Annotated in this window: 16 protein-coding genes, 1 tRNA gene and 2 pseudogenes; 6 read left to right on the top strand and 13 right to left on the bottom strand. The window is 69.3% G+C overall.

What is annotated here, in order from left to right:
* Positions 1–160: 160 nt before the first annotated feature.
* Positions 161–1042, top strand: coding sequence for a LysR family transcriptional regulator (locus AB0M67_RS29110; protein ID WP_365750214.1), 882 nt, complete (start codon positions 161–163; stop codon positions 1040–1042).
* 197 nt (positions 1043–1239) lie between these two features.
* On the opposite strand, the gene AB0M67_RS29105 is transcribed toward AB0M67_RS29110, so the two are convergent.
* From AB0M67_RS29105 to AB0M67_RS29095, 3 genes are all read right to left on the bottom strand, one after another.
* Positions 1240–1752: a DUF664 domain-containing protein gene (locus tag AB0M67_RS29105; protein WP_365750212.1), complete on the bottom strand. Its 513-nt coding sequence runs from the start codon at positions 1750–1752 to the stop codon at positions 1240–1242.
* A 165-nt stretch (positions 1753–1917) separates the two neighbouring features.
* Positions 1918–2820 carry a transketolase gene (locus AB0M67_RS29100; protein ID WP_365750210.1) on the bottom strand — a complete coding sequence of 301 codons (903 nt, stop codon included), beginning with the start codon at positions 2818–2820 and terminating at the stop codon, positions 1918–1920.
* Between the two features lie 82 nt (positions 2821–2902).
* Positions 2903–3604 (bottom strand): transketolase, encoded by a 702-nt coding sequence (locus AB0M67_RS29095; RefSeq protein ID WP_365750208.1) that lies wholly within the window; start codon positions 3602–3604, stop codon positions 2903–2905.
* 151 nt (positions 3605–3755) lie between these two features.
* On the opposite strand from AB0M67_RS29095, the gene AB0M67_RS29090 reads away from it, so the two are divergent.
* Positions 3756–3832, top strand: a tRNA-Pro gene (locus AB0M67_RS29090).
* Here AB0M67_RS29090 and AB0M67_RS29085 read toward each other — a convergent pair.
* The 7 genes and pseudogenes from AB0M67_RS29085 to AB0M67_RS29055 form a co-directional block, all read right to left on the bottom strand.
* On the bottom strand, positions 3811–4524 hold the full coding sequence (locus AB0M67_RS29085; protein WP_365750206.1) for a hypothetical protein: 714 nt from the start codon (positions 4522–4524) through the stop codon (positions 3811–3813). The two genes, AB0M67_RS29090 and AB0M67_RS29085, sit on opposite strands and share 22 nt — an antisense overlap.
* A 94-nt stretch (positions 4525–4618) precedes the next feature.
* The gene (locus tag AB0M67_RS29080) at positions 4619–4864 is read right to left on the bottom strand and encodes a helix-turn-helix domain-containing protein (protein WP_365750308.1); all 246 of its coding nucleotides are present in this window, start codon (positions 4862–4864) and stop codon (positions 4619–4621) included.
* Positions 4865–5630: 766 nt separating this feature from the next.
* A complete protein-coding gene (locus tag AB0M67_RS29075) occupies positions 5631–6167 on the bottom strand; it encodes a hypothetical protein (protein WP_365750204.1) in 537 nt (178 codons plus the stop codon).
* 144 nt (positions 6168–6311) lie between these two features.
* Positions 6312–7537: pseudogene (locus AB0M67_RS29070) on the bottom strand (IS701 family transposase).
* A gap of 123 nt (positions 7538–7660) precedes the next feature.
* On the bottom strand, positions 7661–8035 hold the full coding sequence (locus AB0M67_RS29065) for a VOC family protein (protein ID WP_365750202.1): 375 nt from the start codon (positions 8033–8035) through the stop codon (positions 7661–7663).
* A gap of 442 nt (positions 8036–8477) precedes the next feature.
* Positions 8478–8996, bottom strand: a complete 519-nt coding sequence (locus tag AB0M67_RS29060; protein ID WP_365750200.1) for an ATP-binding protein — start codon at positions 8994–8996, stop codon at positions 8478–8480.
* A 692-nt stretch (positions 8997–9688) separates the two neighbouring features.
* Positions 9689–10387: a DUF317 domain-containing protein gene (locus AB0M67_RS29055; protein WP_365750198.1), complete on the bottom strand. Its 699-nt coding sequence runs from the start codon at positions 10385–10387 to the stop codon at positions 9689–9691.
* 1497 nt (positions 10388–11884) lie between these two features.
* On the opposite strand from AB0M67_RS29055, the gene AB0M67_RS29050 reads away from it, so the two are divergent.
* On the top strand, positions 11885–13045 hold the full coding sequence (locus AB0M67_RS29050) for a hypothetical protein (RefSeq protein ID WP_365750196.1): 1161 nt from the start codon (positions 11885–11887) through the stop codon (positions 13043–13045).
* 72 nt (positions 13046–13117) lie between these two features.
* Here the strand turns inward: AB0M67_RS29050 and AB0M67_RS29045 are convergent, their stop codons facing one another.
* Both AB0M67_RS29045 and AB0M67_RS29040 read right to left on the bottom strand, forming a co-directional pair.
* Positions 13118–13522 carry a (2Fe-2S) ferredoxin domain-containing protein gene (locus AB0M67_RS29045; protein WP_365750194.1) on the bottom strand — a complete coding sequence of 135 codons (405 nt, stop codon included), beginning with the start codon at positions 13520–13522 and terminating at the stop codon, positions 13118–13120.
* A 420-nt stretch (positions 13523–13942) separates the two neighbouring features.
* Positions 13943–14249 (bottom strand): annotated as a pseudogene (locus tag AB0M67_RS29040) (antibiotic biosynthesis monooxygenase).
* A 234-nt stretch (positions 14250–14483) separates the two neighbouring features.
* Here AB0M67_RS29040 and AB0M67_RS29035 point away from each other — a divergent pair.
* From AB0M67_RS29035 to AB0M67_RS29025, 3 genes are all read left to right on the top strand, one after another.
* Complete coding sequence (locus tag AB0M67_RS29035; protein WP_365750192.1) at positions 14484–15632, top strand: glutathione-independent formaldehyde dehydrogenase; 1149 nt, start codon at positions 14484–14486, stop codon at positions 15630–15632.
* A 54-nt stretch (positions 15633–15686) separates the two neighbouring features.
* Positions 15687–16244, top strand: a complete 558-nt coding sequence (locus AB0M67_RS29030; RefSeq protein WP_365750190.1) for a type 1 glutamine amidotransferase domain-containing protein — start codon at positions 15687–15689, stop codon at positions 16242–16244.
* A gap of 353 nt (positions 16245–16597) precedes the next feature.
* A complete protein-coding gene (locus AB0M67_RS29025; RefSeq protein ID WP_365750188.1) occupies positions 16598–16966 on the top strand; it encodes a hypothetical protein in 369 nt (122 codons plus the stop codon).
* A gap of 1415 nt (positions 16967–18381) precedes the next feature.
* Here AB0M67_RS29025 and AB0M67_RS29020 read toward each other — a convergent pair.
* Positions 18382–19179, bottom strand: coding sequence for a DUF317 domain-containing protein (locus tag AB0M67_RS29020; RefSeq protein ID WP_365750187.1), 798 nt, complete (start codon positions 19177–19179; stop codon positions 18382–18384).
* Between the last annotated feature and the right edge of the window lie 2 nt (positions 19180–19181).

The following is a 19181-nucleotide window of genomic DNA, read 5'->3' as shown; positions in this document are numbered from 1 at the left end:
GCTGCGATGCCCGCCGGATCCGGCGGACATACTCCAGCTTTGCGGTCGGCCCGTGAGACGTCCAATAGAAGAAAACGAACGCATTGAGTGATGAGGCTTCTCAATCGGGCCCGCCCGCCGGGCCGGATCGACCGGACCGGCTCGATTAGGCTCGTATGCCGTGGAACTCCGACATCTCGAATACTTCGTCGCCGTCGCGGAAGAGCGCCACTTCACCAGGGCCGCCCAGCGGCTGATGGTCTCGCAGTCGGGACTGTCGGCCTCCGTCCGCGCGCTGGAACGCGAGCTGGGCGCCCGGCTCTTCGTACGCTCCACCCGCAGGGTCGAGCTGACCGGCGCCGGCCAGGCCCTGCTCGTGGAGGCGTCGCGCGCGCTGGCGAGCGTACGGGCGGGCCGTGAGGCGGTCGCGGCGGTGCAGGGACTGCTGCGCGGCACCCTGTCCGTCGGCACCGAACAGTGCGTCACGGGCGTACACGTCCCCGGCCTGCTCGCGCGCTTCCGGTCGGAGCACCCCGAGGTCGAGGTACGGCTGCGGCAGGCGGGCTCGGCCTCGCTCGTGGAGGACGTCGCGGACGGACGGCTCGACCTGGCCTTCGTCGCCGTGTCCGGGGCCGTGCCCGAGGGGGTACGACTGGTGCCGCTGGCCAGCGAGCCGATGGTGCTGCTCTGCCATCCCGATCATCCGCTGGCCGGGTCGGAGAAGACCGACTGGGCCGAGCTGGGCGGCGAGGTCTTCGTCGACTTCCATGAGGACTGGGGCGCCCGCGGCCTCACCGACCGGGCCTTCGCCGCCGCCCGCATCGAGCGGCGGGTCGCCCTGGAGGTCAACGACGTGCACAGTCTGATCGAGCTGGTCGGGCACGGCCTCGGCATCGCGGTGGTGCCTCGCCCCATCGCGCGCAAGGAGCAGGCCGCGGCGCTGAGGACGATACCGCTGGCCGGCGCGGAGGATCATCTCTGGGAAGTCTCGGCGGCCGTTCCCGAGAACCAGCGCACGGGCCCGGCCGCCCGGGAAGTGCTGTCGTATCTGAGCCGCGTCTGACCGCCCCTGAGCCTCGTCTGACCGCCTGCGAGCCGCGTCCGACCGTCTCCGAGCCGCGTCCGAGCCGCGCCGGGGCGTGCCCGGGCGTGCACCGCCGGGACCTGGGAATCTCCTGACCCGGACGGGTCGTCTCCGGTCCGGCAGGGGTCGTCTCCTGCCCTGGGCGGGTCGTCCCGGACGGTGTCCGCCCGCACGGCTCAGGGCCGCTCCAGCCACCCCCGGATGAACGCGGCCTGCCCGACATGCTGAAGATCGTCGGTGATGACGCTGACCAGCCGTACGCCAAGAGTGACGGCCGGGGTCCACGCGTCGTCGACGACCTCGGCGAGGTCCGCGTCCTTGAGCGTGCCGAGGAACTTCACCGTGCGCTCGTGAACGGCGTCGTGGTACTCGACGAGCAGCTCCCCGGAGATCCCGCCGAGCGAGGCCACGTCCTTGGGGGAGTGGCCGTATCCGGTGGAGCGGCGCGAGAACGGCAGCTCGAACCTCTCCGACCACTCCTGCGCGATCCACACCTCCTCCGTACCGGCCGCGTCGGCGATGTGATCGTCCTGGACCCGGGTGAGATGCCAGACCAGCCAGGCGATCGAATTCGCCCCGTCGTCCAGCCGTACGGCGAGCTCATCGGGGGAGAGACCGTCCACCGTCTCGTGGACCGCTTCGCGGATACGGCCGAAGGCGTCGATGAGCAGATCACCACTCGCGGTCATGGCAGGCTCCACTTCTGTACGTCTTCCGCGGCTCTGTCGGTCGTCCGCGGGGCTCTCGATACCGGCGTTTCCGGATCGCGGGCATCCGGTCCCCTCCAGGTTCCCCCGTGCGGCCCGGCGATGCGCTCCGGGGAGCCGATCCGGCCAGGGCCGCTCGGGTACGTCTCATGTACGTGTCAGGAACCCCGTGATCCGCTCCCGCAGGGACCTCGCGTCGAGACCGTGCCCCGCCAGATGCTCTTCCAGCTGTCCGTACCGGCGCAGCTCGCGCCGTGCCACACCGAGCGCCAGCACCCGGTGCGGTGTCTCGGACAGCGCGTCGTTGGCCGCGGCGGTGGAGGTGCCGGCGAGATACGGCTCGACGAGCACGACATCCGCCGCGTCCCCGCCCGCGACGGCCCGGCGCAGCGCCGCCCCGTCGAAGGGCCGCACGGTCGTCGCGTACAGCACCGTCGTATCCAGCCCCTCCGTCGCCGCGAGCACGTTGTCCAGCATCGGCCCGACGGCGACCACCACCCCGGCGCGGCCCTCGCGTACGGTGCTGAGCCCGCCGCCGGCCACCGGCCGTGCCCGCTCGTTGCTCTGCTGGGACAGCCGCACATATTCCCGGCCGTCCCCGGCGGCGGCGCGCCGCAGCAGGGCCTCGGCCTCGTCGGGATGGCCTGGTACGTGCACCGCCCAGCCGTCGAGCGTGTCCATCAGCGCGACATCACCGGGAGCCATATGGGTGAAACCGCCCGCGGGCCAGTCGTACGAGGCGCCCGCGCTGACCAGCACGCCGCCCACGTCCTGATGCCCGAAGTCCAGCTTGACCTGCTCGAAGGGCCGCTCGACCAGGAAGCTGGCGAAGGTGTGCACGATCGGCCGCAGCCCGGCGAGGGCCAGTCCGCCGCCCACCCCGACCAGCAGCTGTTCACGGATCCCGACATTGATCACGCGGTCCGGATGACGTCGCTCCGCGGCGTCGAAGCCGTCCCGGCTGATCTCGGCGAGGACGACGGCGAGCCGTGGGTCGTCGTCCAGCAGCTGGGAGGTGGTGGAGATGAAGCGGTCGCGCATGGTGTCCATGGAAATACCCCTGTTGATGGGTGTGCCGGCGGGTGCCGGCGGCGGGTGGTTTCGGCGCTCGTACCTGGCGCGGCGGAGGCGGTCAGGACTTGGGCTCGACGCGGGCCACGACGGCCCGGGGCCGGCCCGGGTGCGGCGCGGTGAAGGCCGCGTACAGCGCCTCGTGGTCCCGGCCGTCGACGGTCTCGGCCGACCAGCCGGCCGCCTCGAACCGCGACGCGACGCCGCCCGGCCAGCCGTAGGTCGCGGACGCGTTGTCGATCACCAGCGTGTGCAGCTGATCGAGTCCCGCCGGACCCGCGTAGGCGAGCGCCTCGTGATTACTGCCCTCGTCCAGCTCGGCGTCGCCGATCAGCACCCACACGCGCGGGTCGGTGAGCCCTCGCGCACGGAGCCCGAGCACACTGCCCACGGCGAGCGGCAGCCCGTGCCCGAGCGAACCGCTGCCGATCTCCACGCCCGGGATCAGCGTCCGGTCGGGGTGATGCCCGAGCGGCGAGTCGTACGAGCCGAAGCCGGGCAGCGTCTCCTCGGCGAGGAATCCCTTGGCGGCGAGGACCGCGTAGTACGCCATCGGCCCATGCCCCTTCGAAAGCAGAAACCGGTCCCGCTCCGGCGCGTCGACACTCCCGGGCGACACGCGCAGGACCCGGTCGTACAGCACCCACAGGGCATCCAGCGTGGAGGTCGCCGCCGGTCCGTGCTTCTCGTCCCCCGTCATCAGGGCCAGCAGCCGGTCCAGATCCCGGTATCCCGCTACGGAGGTCATCTCTGTCGTGGTCATGGAACCCACCGTGCAACTTGAACCACACTTGAGGTCAAGCGCCCGATCCACCGGAAAGCGACGCCCGGAAAGCGATTCGTGACCACAGGCCCGAGTGCGGTATTGTTCTCATGCGCGTTCGGGCCGGGGAAACCCCAGGTCAGACGGGCAACGGGACGTGGCGCAGCTTGGTAGCGCACTTGACTGGGGGTCAAGGGGTCGCAGGTTCAAATCCTGTCGTCCCGACCAGCGTTTACGCAGGTCGCAGGCGGTATCGGAGAAATCCGGTACCGCCTTTTCTGTCGCTCTGGGGACCACGTGGGGACCGGGCGGACGGTCCAGATCCAGGTGTGGTTGTCGATGTCGGCGACGCGCACCCCGGAGACTTCGCCGATACGGGCGGCGGTCGCGCTGGCGAAGACGACGACCTCACCCCAGCCTTGGTAACGGCCGTGGGAGCGGTCGATGAGTGTCTGGGCGAGGCGGAGCAGGGTGGGCCAGTCGGGCCGGGCGAGGGCACGGGGGTTGTCGAGTTCGTCTTCTGCCTGTTTGTACTCGCGCTGCCGGCCGGTGACCCGGGCGGGGTTGATGGTGATCAGCCCGTCGCGGATGGCCTGTTCCATGACGCGGACGAGGACGGCGGGGATGTTCTTGACGGTGGACCGGCTCTGTTCGTCGGCGATCCAGCCGTTGACGGTGCGGTCGATGGCACCGTTGGTGATCGTCCGGACGGGGAAATGCCCGAGGGTGGGGACCACGCGTCGGTGCCAGCAGGCGAGGTAGGGATCGAGGGTCTTGAGTTCCGGGCCGCGCAGAGCGAGGTCCATGGTGGTGGTGCCGTATTCGGCCGGCGACATGGTGGCCGTATGTGGTGCGATACCCGGCTGCGCGGCCTGAAGATTGCCGGTGACCCACTCCTCGGCCTGGTCCAGCGTGTCCATGCCGATGGAGAGCGACGTGCGGCGTTTGGGGACGGGGTCGGATCAGCGGACGCGGGCGCGGTAGGGGGAGGGCCGGTCGGGGCGGTGCTCGATGTCACTTGACACCCGCACACCGAGCGGGACGGTCTCGGTGTGGGGCATCAGGCGGCCGGCCCGGGGAGACGCGGCGCTGGGCGATCCAGTGTTCGACATCGCGGGCGCTGTACAGGATGACGCGCTTGCTCATCTGTACGTACGGGGGGCCTTGGCGGGGGTGTGCGATGCGCCAGCGGCGCAGTGTGGAGGGATCGACGTGGAGGATGTCGGCGAGTTCCTCGGTCGAGTACCAGGGGCCGGGCAGCAGGGCGGCCGGCTCGGCGGTGGTGGGTGCTTCTGGCGGGGTGGAGGGGGCCGTCCTGGAGTCCTGTGAAGGGGCGGGACGGGCAGCGGCGGAGTGTGCGCGGCGTAGGGGGCGCGTGGGGGTAAGTCGCCCTTCAAGTCTCCGAAGATTCCCCGGTTACCGAAACCGGCGATCACGTGCTATGTAGCCCCCCGCCACGCGCCGACACAGCACGTGCCGTCCAGGCGAAGACGCAGCCGGGACCGCCACCGCAGGAGGCGAATGTCTTGTTGACCGAAGAGGTGAGGAGCCGGCGGGATCCTTCTTTTGCTGGGGCTCGGCCCCTGGGGCAGGTGACAGGGGTACTGCCCCTGCTCTCTTCGGTCGTCGGCCATGCAATGCGTAGGGTTACTCGCTGTCGCTCATTCGTCAGTGTGCTGGGAGTGGTTGGCCGGTGAGGACCGGTGACTGCGGCCGCGCACCGAGTTCTACGAGGAGCGAGACGCATTCATCACCGCCGTGCACGAATGCCTTGAGGAGGCTGCCAGGGTGGGTGCTCGGCCAACGCCCTGCGAATAACCGGCGTCGCCGCCCGTATGGCTGCCGTCACGGTGGTCAACGGATCGTGATTCCGGGGCAGTGGACGCGCATCGGAACTGCCCTCCGGAACGGCCGTCGACGTGTTCCCGATGACGCACCACGTGGAGTGGCGGGGCGGTCCTTGAGCCGGCCGTGAGGGGCTCCTGAACTGCGGCTTTATCGATGCGCATTATGTGCGGTGTGGGCATTACGGGCGATATCTTGACGCTGAAATGACGCTCGTGACGCTCATTTGACGCTCGTTCTGATGGGGCGTCAGGCGCTCTGTTGGGCAGGTCCCTGCCAGGGTGGCGTATATCAATGAGGTGTCCGAGGGTGGGTGAAGCCCTGCGCGGAGCTGCTGGCCCCAGGTGGCCAGTTGTCCCAGAAAGGGACCGAGGGGGGTGCCGATCGGCAGCTGCGCGAGGTGGGCGTCGTTGCCGCTGTGGCGGACGCCGCGCAGGGGGCAGGTGAAGGTCCCGGTACTGCTGAGGATTGCGGCCTGGGTGGCTCGGTGGCTGCGGCGTTCGGTGCTGCGGATGAGGAGTCGGGCGGTGTCGGGGTGAGTGAGCGTGGTGATCTCGTCGGTGGTGAGCTGGCTGAGCCAGTCGAGGAACTGGCGGAAGGCCGGCTCCGGGTAGGGGCAGTTGGCGGCGAGGGTGGTCGCGGTGGCGCGGTCGTGGATGCCGATGCTGGAGGCGTAGCAAGCGGCGGGGATGCCGCCCCCGTATTTGCTCGCGCGCATACCGTGTGAAATGCCCCGGAGTGCCACCGCTCCCAGCCGACTTCGGCCAGACCATCCTTTGCCTCGGGAATTAGCGCCTACCGATCGGATTCCCAACAGCCGCTATCGGACGGGAGGCGGCACTCCAGCTGTAGATCGTGATCTTCATGTCTGGGATGCGGCTTGTCGTCGGTAATGACTGGTGCGGGATCGGGCCTGATGGCGGCGTCGCCGGTCGGACCAGCCGAGTCGGTGGGCCATGTCGTGCAGCGGCTGGACGGCAACCGTAGTGAACAGTCGCTGGATCTCGTTGCAAGACAGCGGGACCAGGTCGGCTGGCCCGGGACGGTAGGCGTGTTCGTCTGCGCGGACGACCGCGAGGAAGGCGTGGGCGAGCATGGACAGGGTGACCCAGCGGGCCCAGGAGGGGTAGCGGCGGACCTGGTGCTCGTCGAGTCCCGCCAGCCCCTTCTCGGTCTGGAAAGTCTCCTCCACCCGCCACCTGGAGCCGGCGACCTTGACCAGGGCGGCCAGGGGAACCGGCCCGGCCGAATGACAGCGGTAGTAGGCGAGTTCCCGGTGGTGCGGTTGCGGCGGATCAGCAGCTGACGCCTGCCCGGCGCTGAGTCGGCGAGGTCGATGACGGCCCGGTCGTAGAACCGCTGTCCCTTCGCACCGGGTTCGGCTGAGAGCTTCTGCCAGGCCCGCTTCGGAACCTTCTTCGCCAGCGCGTCGGCACGGAAGGTGCCCGCGCTGGTGGACACTTCGGCCGAACAGGCCACCGCGAGGACATAGCCGATGCCGCGTTCCTCCAGAGCCGTGCGCAGTTTCGGGTTGCCGCCATAGACCTCGTCACCGGTGACCCAGTCCACGTGGTGTCCGGCGTCCAGGAAGCGTTCGATCATCGTGCGGGCCAGTTCGGGCTTGGTCGCGAAGACGGTGTCCTCGCCGAGCCCCGCTGCCCGGCAGCGGTCCGGGTCACATGTCCAGGAGCGCGGGATGTACAGCTCCGGGTCCACCGCCGCGTGTCCCCGCTCGCCCGCGTAGACGAGGTGGACGGCGACCTGGGAGTTCTCGATCCGCCGGGCGGTGCCGGTGTACTGGCGCTGGACCCCGACGGTGTGGGTGCCCTTCTTCAGGTCACCGGTCTCGTCGACGACCAGCACCGCTTCCTCGTCGTGGAGGTGCTCGACGACGTTTTCGCGGACGGCGTCGGCATCCCAGGAGGCCCGGCACAGCAGGTGCTGCATGCCGTGCGGGGTCCTCTCCCCGGCCCACTCCGCGATCGTCCGGCAGTTTTCGCGCGGCAGGTCCGACAGCAGGCCCAGCACCAACCGCCCGGCCCGCAGCCGGGGTTCGACCCGGGCGAACCGGCCCGCAATCCGGCTCATGGCCACCTCGAACGACTCCCGCCACCGGGCGGGATCTATGCTGTGGCCTGCGGCCACCGTCTCATTGTTAGTCCACACAACTCACGATGGTCGACGGTGGCCGCACCGCTGCGGCGTCTCCTGTCACTCCCGGACGAGACAGAACGGGTGACCTGCCGGATCCGCGAAGATGCGCCAACTGCGCTTCCCGTCCCCCTCATCGAGCAGTGAGGCGCCCAGATTGAGAACGTCTTCCTGAGCTCGGTTCAGGTCCGGGACACCCAGGTCGAGATGGAACTGCTGGGGCCGAGCGGGATCCGGCCACCGTGGCTGCTGATGGTCTTCCACTCGCTGGAAAGCCAGCACGAGCCCGTCGGTGTGGAGCGTCGCCCAGCCGTCGCCGAGTGACCACCGCGGATCCGGCTGGTTCACTACGCCGCCGAGAAGCGACTGGTAGAACCGGGACAGCTCAACGACATCGGCACAGTCCAGCACCACACACTGCAGCTTGGCGATCATGAAGAGCAGCGTCTCACGGCGCCTGATCACGATCTACAGCTGGAGCACTAACTTCGCCGTTTCGGTTGAGGTGATAGAGGCGTCGCTGAGGGGGCCACTGTCGGGTGGCCGGTGCGATTTCGGTGCTCGGGCGCGGCGGAGTCGTGGCGCGGTGGTCGGGTTCTCCGGGATCCTTCGGGTCGTGACGGGCCTGGGTTTGCCGGTCAGTTGGCGGGGCGGGGCAGTGCTGCGAAGTGGCCGAAGGCCGTGGCCAGTTCGTTTCTCCAGGGCCAGGTCGCCGATATCCGCAAGCGGCGGCGATCCAGTCGGTTCCCGGTATCGGTATCGCCCTGGGCGCCCGGATCCCGGCGAGTACTTGCTGGGCGGTGCCACGTCTTACTTCTCGTTTCCTTACACAGGGATCCTATTGGGTTCCTGTCCGGAAACCTCGGGGCACCTCAAATCATGGCTTGTGGAGCACGCCCCGGCTTCCTTCGCTTCGCTGAAGGCGGGAGCATCCGAGGATGAGATTGCCGCGCCGGAAGACACCATGGGTGTTCATGTGTCCGATGGGGTGAAGGCGCTGTGGCGGATGCGCGCCGGCGCGGACAGTCTTACCAGTGCCGTGTTCATGCTGGGCAACTGGGTGCTGATGGGACTCGATACGGTGGAGGCCGTGTACCGGGAGCGCATGCTCTTCCAGCGGCAGAACGAGGCCCAGGGGTACATGACGTGAGGACTCGGTACCGGTCTGGATCAAGCTGCAGCGGAACGTGATCCGGTCGGCGATGGCCGCGCAGAGTCGGCGATTGCCGAAGGTCTTGTCCCATTCGGCGAACGGGGAGTTCGTGGCGACCGCGGTGGCCTTGCGTTCCTCGCGTTCGGTGAAGATCTGGAAGAGCAGTTTGGCGCCCTTCTTGTCGAGGTTCGCGTATCCGAATTCGTCCAGGCAGAGCAGGTCGACCTTGGTGTAGCGGGCCATCAGTGAGGACAGGCGTCTGGCTGCCTCGGCCTCGGCGAGTTTGTTTCACCAGTGCCTAGGTGGTGGTGTAGCGGACGGACAGTCCGGCCTCCGCGATCGCAGGTCGACTGCTCTCGGCGGGCGGTGGCGGACAGGTCCACGAACCGTTCCCGGAACGCGGGAAGCCGCAGGTCCCGGCAGGCTTCGTCGATCGCCGCGTCCTCGGGGTCGCCGGGCAGCGGCATTCTGGTGGGCGGGACCTGGCAACTCTCCTTCCAGGACCAGGACCACCCCGCCTGCTTGGCCGCTGGGGCCTCGGCCGTCTTGGTGGGGCTCATGCACTCGTGGCCTCGTCCCCCTCACCGTTGGCAGAGATCCGCAGACTCCTGCGATCCACATACCCACGCACTGAACTGGTCACACTGGCGCAGAAAACACCAAGCCACCGCACAACGATCCCACTACCAACGAAGTACCAGCCCAGGACACGAAATCCCGCTGGGCTGTCCGGAGACCAAAACCGCGATGTAAGTTCCATCAACCCGGGCGCCTCAGGGTCGACGTGCACCTTGGGAGTGAACGCGCGTGCGTCCGATTGCCGGGGGCTGCGTCGGCTTCCGCGATAGCGCAAGCCCTTGTAGAACGCGCGCGGTACGGTGCAGGTGTGGCCCTGCTGCATCCCCCGTCCGCGGGGTCACACTTTTGTCCATCAGTCAGCGGTGTCGGTCAGCCTGGGGCGTCGGTGCGGTCGGTGCGATGGCGGCTGGTTTCGGAGTGGGCTGCGGCGGTGCGCCGGGGCTGGGCTGGCGGGTGCCGGTGCCGTGCGCGAGTTCCTCGGTCAGACGGGCGATCATCGGGGCGGGTGCGTAGGGGAAGGCGTGGATCGCCCAGGTGGGCCGGTCGATGCTGGGCCCGGCCCACAGGGTCCAGGTGGCGAGGGGGTTGTATGGGCTTTGTGCGGCGAAGGCGTCGAACTGAATTCCTGCGTCGCCTTCGGGGGTCTGCCAGCGGATCCATCGTCCGTCCAGGGTGTGTTCCCAACCCGCGTCGGTGAGGGGATGGGTGGCCTCGATGACGGTTTTCTCTGTGACAGGGCTGCCGAGGGTGGTTTCCCACACGTCTTGCTCGGCGAGCCCGTCCAACAGGGTGAGCAGGATTGGGGCTGGGGTGAGACCGGTCATGGTGAGGTGCCACATGCGGTCGGAATCCGGGGTCTCGTATGCGGCGATCGTCAAGGCGGTCTCGCGGGGTTCGGCTTCGTGGACCCGTTCGATGCGCAGAGTCTGTGATTCGTGGATCGCGTGGGTGGTGTCGTCGCCCCAGGTCCGCCGCTTCTCCCAATCCGGGTGTGCGGTGAGGAATTGGTCGAGGATGGCGTCGTGGTCGCCGGGGTCGGCGGCGTAGGCCGGCACGGTCTCCGGTGACTGTGCGGGCGGTTCGGGGTCTGCGGTCCGTGTGCCGAATGAGGTTCGGGCTTCGGCGGTGGCGCGTTCGGTGTCGTAGATGACGGAGGTGGAGCTGCCTCGGTGGCAACGGGAGCCCGAGGTGGTCGTGGCCGAGGTGGTCGGTACGGTCGATCCGTCCTGCGCACCGCAGGCGGTGGCTTGCGCGGTGGAGCGGGTGTTCCGGCAGCGTCCGCAGCGGCGCGAGCTCGCCCGGCTCCTGGAGTCCGACCCGTCCCTGTTGACCTCGGGTCTGCCGCAGGTGCCCCGGCTCGTGGAGCGGTTGATCCGGGCCCTGACCGAGAGCGGGGCCACCGGGCTGGTACTCCCGAGTTGTGCCACGTGCGGTCGGCAGCGGCCTCTCACGGCTACGTCGCCCAATGGGAGGATCCGCGGATCCTGCTACAACCGGTCCCGGATCGAGGACCGCCGCTGTGTTGAGTGCGGTCGGCGCGACTTCTGTGGCCGAGACCGGGACGGGCGTCCGCGGTGCGCCAAGCATCTGCCCGACCAGGATGTCGACCCGGTCCGCGAGATCACGGGATTGCTCGCCGCGTCCACGGGCCTTAAGCGTGCGGTGCTGGAGGACTCGGTCCGGCAGGCGGAGCGGAGCCGGGCTGGGCAACTGCGCCTGTGGTGGGCGCTGTCGGATGGTCCCGATCTCCTGACGGGCACTGGCGCCCGCGGCCCACAGTCGATCTCCGCCCTGGCGAAGATCCTGGTCGATCGCGGCGCGAGCGGCGTGGTAGTTCCGCTCTGCCCGTGGTGCAGCTCCAGCACCAATCTGATCAGCCTGCGCGAAGGGATCCGCTGCTGCTCGCACTGCTGGGCTAAGAGCCAGACGGCCCGGTGCGCCCGCTGCGGCCGGGACCGGCCCGTCGGCGGCCACGACAGGCAGGGACAGGCAGTGTGCGTCTCCTGCCGTCAGACGGAACCGCTGCATCACCGGCGCTGCGACGGCTGCGGCGAGCTCCGCATCCGCCGTCGGCGCACAGCAGACGACGGCGGATTGTGCCCGGCGTGCTGCATCAATCCCTACGCCCTGTGCGCGACCTGCGGGGCCTGGAGGCCGTGCTGGTTCACCTCGCTCCGACGCCCCGGTGCCAGCCGTGCACGGCCAAGGCCCGGCGTCAGGCGGTGTGCGTGCGCTGCGGGCAGCACCGCCGGGTCAACAACCGCACCGCGGACGGGGAAGCTCTGAGCGCGACCTGCGGCACCCTGCCGTCGGCGTGCGACGGTTGCGGGAAGACCTAGCGGATCTCCGCACTCCTTCCCGACGGCCGTCGGCTGTGCCAGACCTGCTGGACCAAGCATCCCAGCGCGAAGAAGCCCTGTGCCCGCTGCGGAGTTGTCGCCCGCCTCTTCCACCGGGGCATGTGCCCGGGCTGTGCGCGCGACCGGAGCCTGCGCGAGGTCTTCGCCTGAACCGACGGCGCGGTGCGGCCCGAGCTACAGGGTGTCGTCGACATGCTCCGCGCGCTCGACGCCCGCACGGTCCTGCGGTGGGTGCACAAGACGCCGGCCCGCCGCGCTGTTTTCCGGGCGCTCGCGACCGCGACGGGCCCCTTGACGCATCAGAGCCTGGACGCAGTGGCCGACGGACATATGGCCGACCAGCTGCGCGCGCTTCTCGTCGCTCACGGCATCCTTGCCGCCCGTGACGAACACCTCGCACGGATCGAGCGGTGGCTGCCGAAGGCGCTGGGGCGGCTTCCCGACGTGGGGGAGCGGCGGATCGTCGAGCGGTGGGCACGCTGGCAGCCGTTGCGTCGCCTGCACCGACAGCCCGAGCACCGGCCGACCGGCCCCGGGCAAGCTTGCGGGATCCGGCAGGAGATCCGCGCTGTCGTCCGTCTGCTGGAGTGGCTGCCCGCACAGAGCAGCAGCCTCGCTTCGTGCACGCAGGACCACATCGACGCCTACCTTGTCACCGGCCCGGCCGAGCGGCTGCGGATCCGGTCCTTCCTGCACTGGACCAGCCGCCACAACCACACCCGAGCCCTGACGGCTCCCTTCTACACCAGCTTGCTCGCCGCCGACATCATTGCCGCCGAAACACGCTGGCGCCTGGTGCACCGGCTCATCCACGAGCCCGACATCTTCATCCGCGACCGTCCGGCCGGACTGCTCCTGCTGCTGTTAGCGCAACCCCCGTCCCGGATCTGTGCGCTCAGTCGTGACGACGTCCTCGGCGACGGCACCACGCTGCGACTGCGCCTGGGCACCCACCCGGTGGAGATCCCGCCGCCGCTTGACGGCATGCTCCGCGAGCTGCTGCGCCATCCGGCCGGCAAGGCCCATCGCCTGGAGCCCGGCCCGAGCCGCTGGTTGTTCCCCGGCGCCCGGGCCGGCCGACCGATGGAGCCGGTCAGCCTGTCCCGCCGGCTCAAGGCGCTCGGCATCCGACCCCAGCCCACCAGAAACGCTTCCCTCATGGACCTCGCCGCCGAGCCCCCCGCGTTCGTCTTCAGCCCGCTGCTCGGCTTCAGTGAGCAGACCGCCGCGAACTGGATGTCGGAGAGCGGCGGCGACGATGCCCGCTACGCCGCCCACCGAATCCGCGGCAAGACCGGCGCCCGATCGCTGGACCGAGGCGATCGTGTTGCGCAAGCGCCCCGCGAGCCGTGATTCGGGCGCCCCGCCGAAGGCCAATTCGGCAGCAGCACGGAACCTTGCCAACAAGTGGACTATGCGCAGGGATTATGCGTCGTCGTGGAGATCCGATCGGACGCGGCGGGAGGGGCGGAAGGTGTAGGGATCGAGAATGTTGGGTGGGCCGGTGAGGCCGGGACCACCGTCCTTGATCCAGACGGTTATGTCGGTGGCGGCCTCGGGGTTGTTGACGAGGCCGAGCCAGACGGGCTGGCCGCCGTTCTTGCGACCTTCGGCGGAGGGCTGGACGACGATGACGTTGGCGCGCTCGCAGGCGTCGAGGCAGTCGGTGCCGCGCACGGTCGCCGTGCCGTCGAGGGCCTGGCGCAGGTCGCGGAGCTGGGCGGTCTGGTCGAGGCCGGGGACCTTGGGTGTGCCACAGCAGCAGCCGCGGCAAACGGTGATGGCGGGCCGTGCGGCCCCCGGGGCGGGTGCGGCGCGGCGTTTGCTCACGCGGTGGCCTTGGTGAGTCGGGCCAGGCGGTCTCGCGCAGGAGGCGCAGGCCGTTGAGGCCGACGATGTCGGTGGAGCCCTCGTGGCCGGCGACGCCGAGGGGTAGGGGGAGGGTGCCGATCAGTTCCCAAGCGACCAGGACGGTGAAGCACGAACGATGCGTTCGCCCAACCGTCACCGGGACAACGACGCGTTCTCCGCCAAACACCCGCCAGTACACCGACCCTCTGAGCAGGGAGAACGGACCGTCTGCTCGCCATGTCCTTCATGATCGGCACCTTCGGATTTCAAGATCCCCGACAGCGTCAGGCACTTACGGCCGTGTCGCCGGTCTGCCCTGCGATTCCGCTTCCAGGTAGACACGTTTGGGCTGGGTCGGGATCAGTCCGACGCGCCGGGCCGACCAGCCACGTCTGGTCTTCAGGGGAGTTTGTGGGCGAGGACGTCGAGTTGCTCGACGGAAGGCGGTTGGGTGAACAGTTCGCCGGCTCGCTCCGTCAGGGCGCTGCCCAGGCGGCCGTCGAGGTGGGCCTGGCATGCGTCGTCGTCGGGGAAGGCGTCGAAGATGGCGAAGGTGGACGGGCTCAGGCGCACGGCGAACCAGGCGACGGTGCCGGGCTCCTCCTGCACGAGGGCAAGGCCCTAGCGGAGATAAGGCGGCGACCTCTTCCTCCTTGCCGGGCTGGGCCTCGACCCGTACGTGCAGCGCGACGTTGATGTCGACCATGAGGGGACTCCTTTCCGGTGCTCGGCCGCCCGGGAGTGGCCGGGCACCGCCGTGACCGGTTGGTGTCGAACGGGTCTCCTGTACGGCCGCGCCGATGCCTCGTTTTCGCCCATTTTGACACCTTTCGCGGGCGTGGGAGGCTATATGTGTGGGTGGCTTCCGATGGTCGTACCGCGCTGTAGCAGCGCCCACTTCCGAAGCATGCTCAGCATCTGCCGAGAGTGAGGGAGACCGATGAAGGCTCTCGTATACGACGGGCCGCACGACGTGCGGGTGAAGGACGTGCCTGATGCGCGTATCGAGCGTCCGACGGACGTCCTGGTGAAGATCACCACGACGAACATCTGCGGGTCGGACCTGCATATGTATGAAGGCCGTACCGAGATGGAGACCGGCCGCGTCCTCGGTCACGAGAACATGGGCGAGGTCGTCGAGGTCGGGGCCGGAGTGGACAAGGTGCGGGTCGGTGACATGGTCAGTCTGCCGTTCAACATCTCCTGCGGCTTCTGCCGCAACTGCGAGCACGGGCTGACCGCCTTCTGCCTGACCACACCGGACGACCCGACGATGGCGGGCGCGGCCTACGGCTTCGCCGGCATGGGCCCCTACAACGGCGGTCAGGCCGAGTACCTGCGCGTCCCTTACGGTGACCACAACTGCCTGGTTCTGCCCGAGGATGCTCGCGAGCGGCAGGCCGACTACACGATGCTCTCCGACATTTTCCCCACCGGCTGGCACTGCACCCAGCTGGCGGGTGTGCAGCCCGGGGACTCCGTCGTGATCTATGGCGCCGGCCCGGTCGGCCTGATGGCCGCACTCTCGGCGAACCTCAAGAGCGCCTCCCAGGTCATGGTCGTCGACCGTCTGCCGGACCGGCTGGCCTTGGCCGAACAGATCGGCGCCATCCCTGTCGACGACTCCAAGGGCTCGCCGATCGATCAGGTCAACGAGCACACGAACGGTGCCGGCGCGGACCGCGGTTGTGAGTGCGTCGGTTACCAGGCCCACGACGCCTCGGGGCACGAGCACCCCAACCAGACGCTGAACAACCTGGTGCAGTCGGTGAAGTTCACCGGCACCATCGGTGTGGTTGGCGTCTTCGTCCCGCAGGACCCCGCAAGCCCCGACAAGTTGTACAAGGACGGCGAAGTCGCCTTCGACTACGGCCCCTTCTGGTTCAAGGGCCAGTCCATGGGAACCGGGCAGGCCAACGTCAAGGCTTACAACCGGCAGCTGTGCAAGCTGATCGAGCAGGGCAAGGCCAAGCCGTCCTGGATCGTCTCCCACGAACTGCCGCTCGACGAGGCCCGCGAGGGCTACCAGCACTTCGACCAGCGCGACGACGGCTGGACCAAGGTCCTTCTCCACCCCGCCGCCGGCTGACGCGCCGCCCAGAGCCCATAACCTCGGAAGCGACTTCAGTAAGGAGCTCGCACCATGACCGACGAACTGAAGGGGAAAAAGGTCGCCATCCTCGCGACCGACGGCGTCGAACGTGTGGAACTTGAAGAACCGCGCGGCGCACTGCACGGCGCGGGGGCACAGACCGAACTACTCTCGCTGCACACCGGCGAGATCAACGCCCGCCAGAGCGACATCAACCCCGCCGGCACTTTCACCGTCGACAAGAAGGTCGCTGACGCCTCCGTCACCGACTACGACGCGCTGCTGCTCCCGGGCGGCACCATGAACCCCGACCAGCTGCGCACCGACCCCGACGCCGTCACCTTCGTACGCGAGTTCATGGGCACCGGCAAACCTGTCGCCACCATCTGCCACGGACCCTGGACGCTGGCGGAGGCCGACGTCGTACGCGGCCGGCGCCTCACCTCCTGGCCCAGTATCCGCACCGACCTTCGCAACGCCGGCGCCGACGTCGTCGACGAAGAGGTCGTCGTCGACCGCCAGCTCATCAGCAGCCGCGGACCCCACGATCTGCCCGCCTTCTGCAACACCCTCATCGACCACCTGGCCGAAACACTCCAACCCGCCTGAGCAGCCCCAGCGATCAGTCCCGCTACTTGGGATCAGGAGCAAGTACTCAGCCCTGATCGCTGTCGTGCCCCTTGCCTCAGTCGGTCACGTCCGGGTCGCTCAGTCGGGCCGGGACGCTCGTCTGGCATTCCGAGCCCGAAAGCTCACAGGGAGACTTTGGGCAGGGTATCCCCCCTTGGAACATCACGCTGTACCAGCAACAGGCATAGGCAGGGTTTCTTTGTCGATGAGGTGATCAGAACGGGAAGAGGCGGCGGTGCCGGTCCCGGGGCGCCGGCGTCGAACGTTGCTCGCAGCCGGTCGAGCGCTTCAGCGTCGGCGCCGGACGCGGCCGTTGTCCGGGGGAATGTGTGATGGGTGTCGATCAGGGCCGGGCCGTGGTCGAGGACCGTCTGGAAGGCGTCCCACATCCGGTAGCGGAACCAGACCTCCAGCCCGGCGAGGCGCTCGTCGTCCAGTGGAGTGCCGTCACTGGTGCGGCGGGTACGGACGGTCGCGTCCCACGGCCGCTCCGTTGCGCGACCGCGGGTGAGGGCGCGGGCGACCTCGCTGATGCGGCGGGCGTGAAGTGCCTGGTGGCAGACGGGCAGCAGACGCTCCTTGATGGCCTGGGCGGTGTGGGCGGGCTCGCCCGTGACGACGACGCGGCGCGGGGCGTTCCCCGGGGTCAGTTCCCCGGCCGTCGCTCAGGACAGCCGTGTACAGGACGCGGGCCGTCGTGACAGCTTCGGCGAGTTCGCCGGCGTCCCACAGCCTGTCCGCCAGGTTGTCCTGGTCGGCGGCCAGGGCGTAGACCTCCACCCTGGCGCTCCGGCGGCCGGGTATCTGGCGGGCGACGTGTTCGGCATGTCGCCGAGGTAGCGGCGGTGGTGAGGGTGACGGCGACGTTGTGGTCGCGGGCGAAGCCGACCAGCTCCGCGACGGCGGCGCTCTGGCGCACGGGATCGGCCAGCGGGAAGGCATAGGTGCCGTCGTCACGCTGTGCGAAGCCGGTTGACCGCGGTGCTGTGCGAGCGCGGTGGTGCTGCTCGCCGGAGGGGATGGCGATGATGCCGGGACCGGGGCTGTGGACGACGGTGATCTGGGAGTGATGGGAGTCGGAGGGCAGAGGTTCCTTGCTGTCAACGGCGCGGATGCGGGGCCCATTGTTGGGCGGCACTCAAGATGCCGATATCGCAGGCGCGGCTGGGAGTTTGCCGACGGGTTCGGCATGTGAGTCGGTTCGTGGGCGGCGGCACCTTGCCGATGAAGAAGGCCGTCGGCCGCGAGCCCGTGGTGCCGCCGGAACGGAACAGCGGGTGTTCATCGCGGCCGTGGTACGGCGGCGCGGCACCGGCGCGGGTGGCGTGGTGTCGTCCGGCGGCGCGATGCGCAGGCTGGGGTCGAGCTCGACTGGGTAGCGGGCTGCGGTGAGCATGTCGGCGGCCCAGGAAGCGTGCTCGGTCTCCCAGGCTTCGCCCATGTCGAAGGGCAGGCGTACCCATTGCCCGTACAGGGTGGGGAAGGTCATGAACTCCGCCTGTCTGTGGGCGGTGGCGGCGAAGGCATCGACGGCCCCTTCGACCTCGACTTGGCCCCCTTGCCCCCGGAGGATGCGGATCGGGTCACTGCTCACGCCCGTTTGCCCTGTCCCCGCCCGCCGGGCGGGGCGGCGCCGATGCTGGGGGCGTAGGGGGGGCTTGGGCGGGACCGGCCGGGCGGCGGGCGGTGTGGTGGTGAGGGCGGCACCGTGCTGGGGCGGGCGGATGCCGGCGGCCTGCGCAATCCGGGTACGGCGCTCCAGCAGCCCGTTGCGTACGGCCGACCGCGGCGGTGCGGGTGTGGCGGCGGGGTCGAAGGCGAGGTCGGCCTTCACGGTGTAGCCGAGTTGGCGCAGGTCGTGGACGGCTTGGCGGGAACGCCGTGGGCCGGCTGTCTCCGGGGGGGAGCCGGTACAGGCCGGGAGTGCCGGGGACTTGTTCGAACTGTTCGCGGGCCAGGAACCAACTGCCTATTTGTACGGGCATGTTCGGGCGGTGCGGGCGACGAAGCCGTAGTCGTGGTGGATGCCGAAGATGAAGTGAGTGGATGGGTCCACAGGCGAAGGCGGCTCTTCCTGTTGTGATCGGGGGCGTGAGGGGCCGGTGGGCGGTGGGGGTTAGTGGCGCCGGGGGGCGCCGGGGTGGTGCGGTGGTCCGTCGAGCGGGGGCGAATGGCGGTGGCCGGGGTGGGGCTGGGTGGCGCGGACGGTGACGAGCGGAGCCAGAGCGGCGGGGACGGTCTCGGTGGCGGGCCGGGTGACTGGCTCGGGGGAGAGTGTGTGGCTGAGCACGGAGTTCACGACGACCGGCGGGGTCTGGTAGGTGAAGGAGATCGCCCACAGCCCGCCGTGTTCGGCAGTTGAAGCGCCGATGTGCCAGACGAGGGACTCGTCGCCCAGCAGGGGTGGCGCGGGGGAGTCGTCGGGGCGGCCGATCATGAAGGCGTGGCCGTCACGGGACTGGAACCCGGCGAGACCGTGGTCCTCGATGTGATCCCACCGGTGTGCATCGACCTTCGGAGCGATCAGGTCCGGGTCGGGGCCGATCCCGTAGATGAGGTGGTCGGGGTCGGCTTCGAGGCGGTCGGCGATGGTGGTGGTCAGAGTGGCGAGGACCTCGACGGGTGTGTTGCCGGCGATGTCGGCTCTCCACCGTTCGGGGGCTCTGGGACCGGTGCGCGCGGTGATGACCAGGTGCGGGCCGAGCCCTTCGGCCCGCTGGTCGTGGTGCACGGTGACGCGCCCGCAGACACTGGTGGCCGTGAGCGTGAACGCGCCCGTCCGGCATAGCCAGTCACGTGCCGTGCCGAACGTCGCTATGTGTGCCTGGTGCTGGGTGGGCCGGCTCGCCGCCAGATAGCGGGGGCTGATGTGGACGGTGCCGTCAGCCGCGGCCTTGTCGTGGTTGTGTGTCATGG

This window comes from Streptomyces sp. NPDC051662 (assembly GCF_040681655.1).
In the GTDB taxonomy this organism is placed as follows: Bacteria; Actinomycetota; Actinomycetes; order Streptomycetales; family Streptomycetaceae; genus Streptomyces.
The sequence above is the reverse complement of the archived record's forward strand: the minus strand, read 5'-3'. Positions and strand labels throughout refer to the sequence as shown.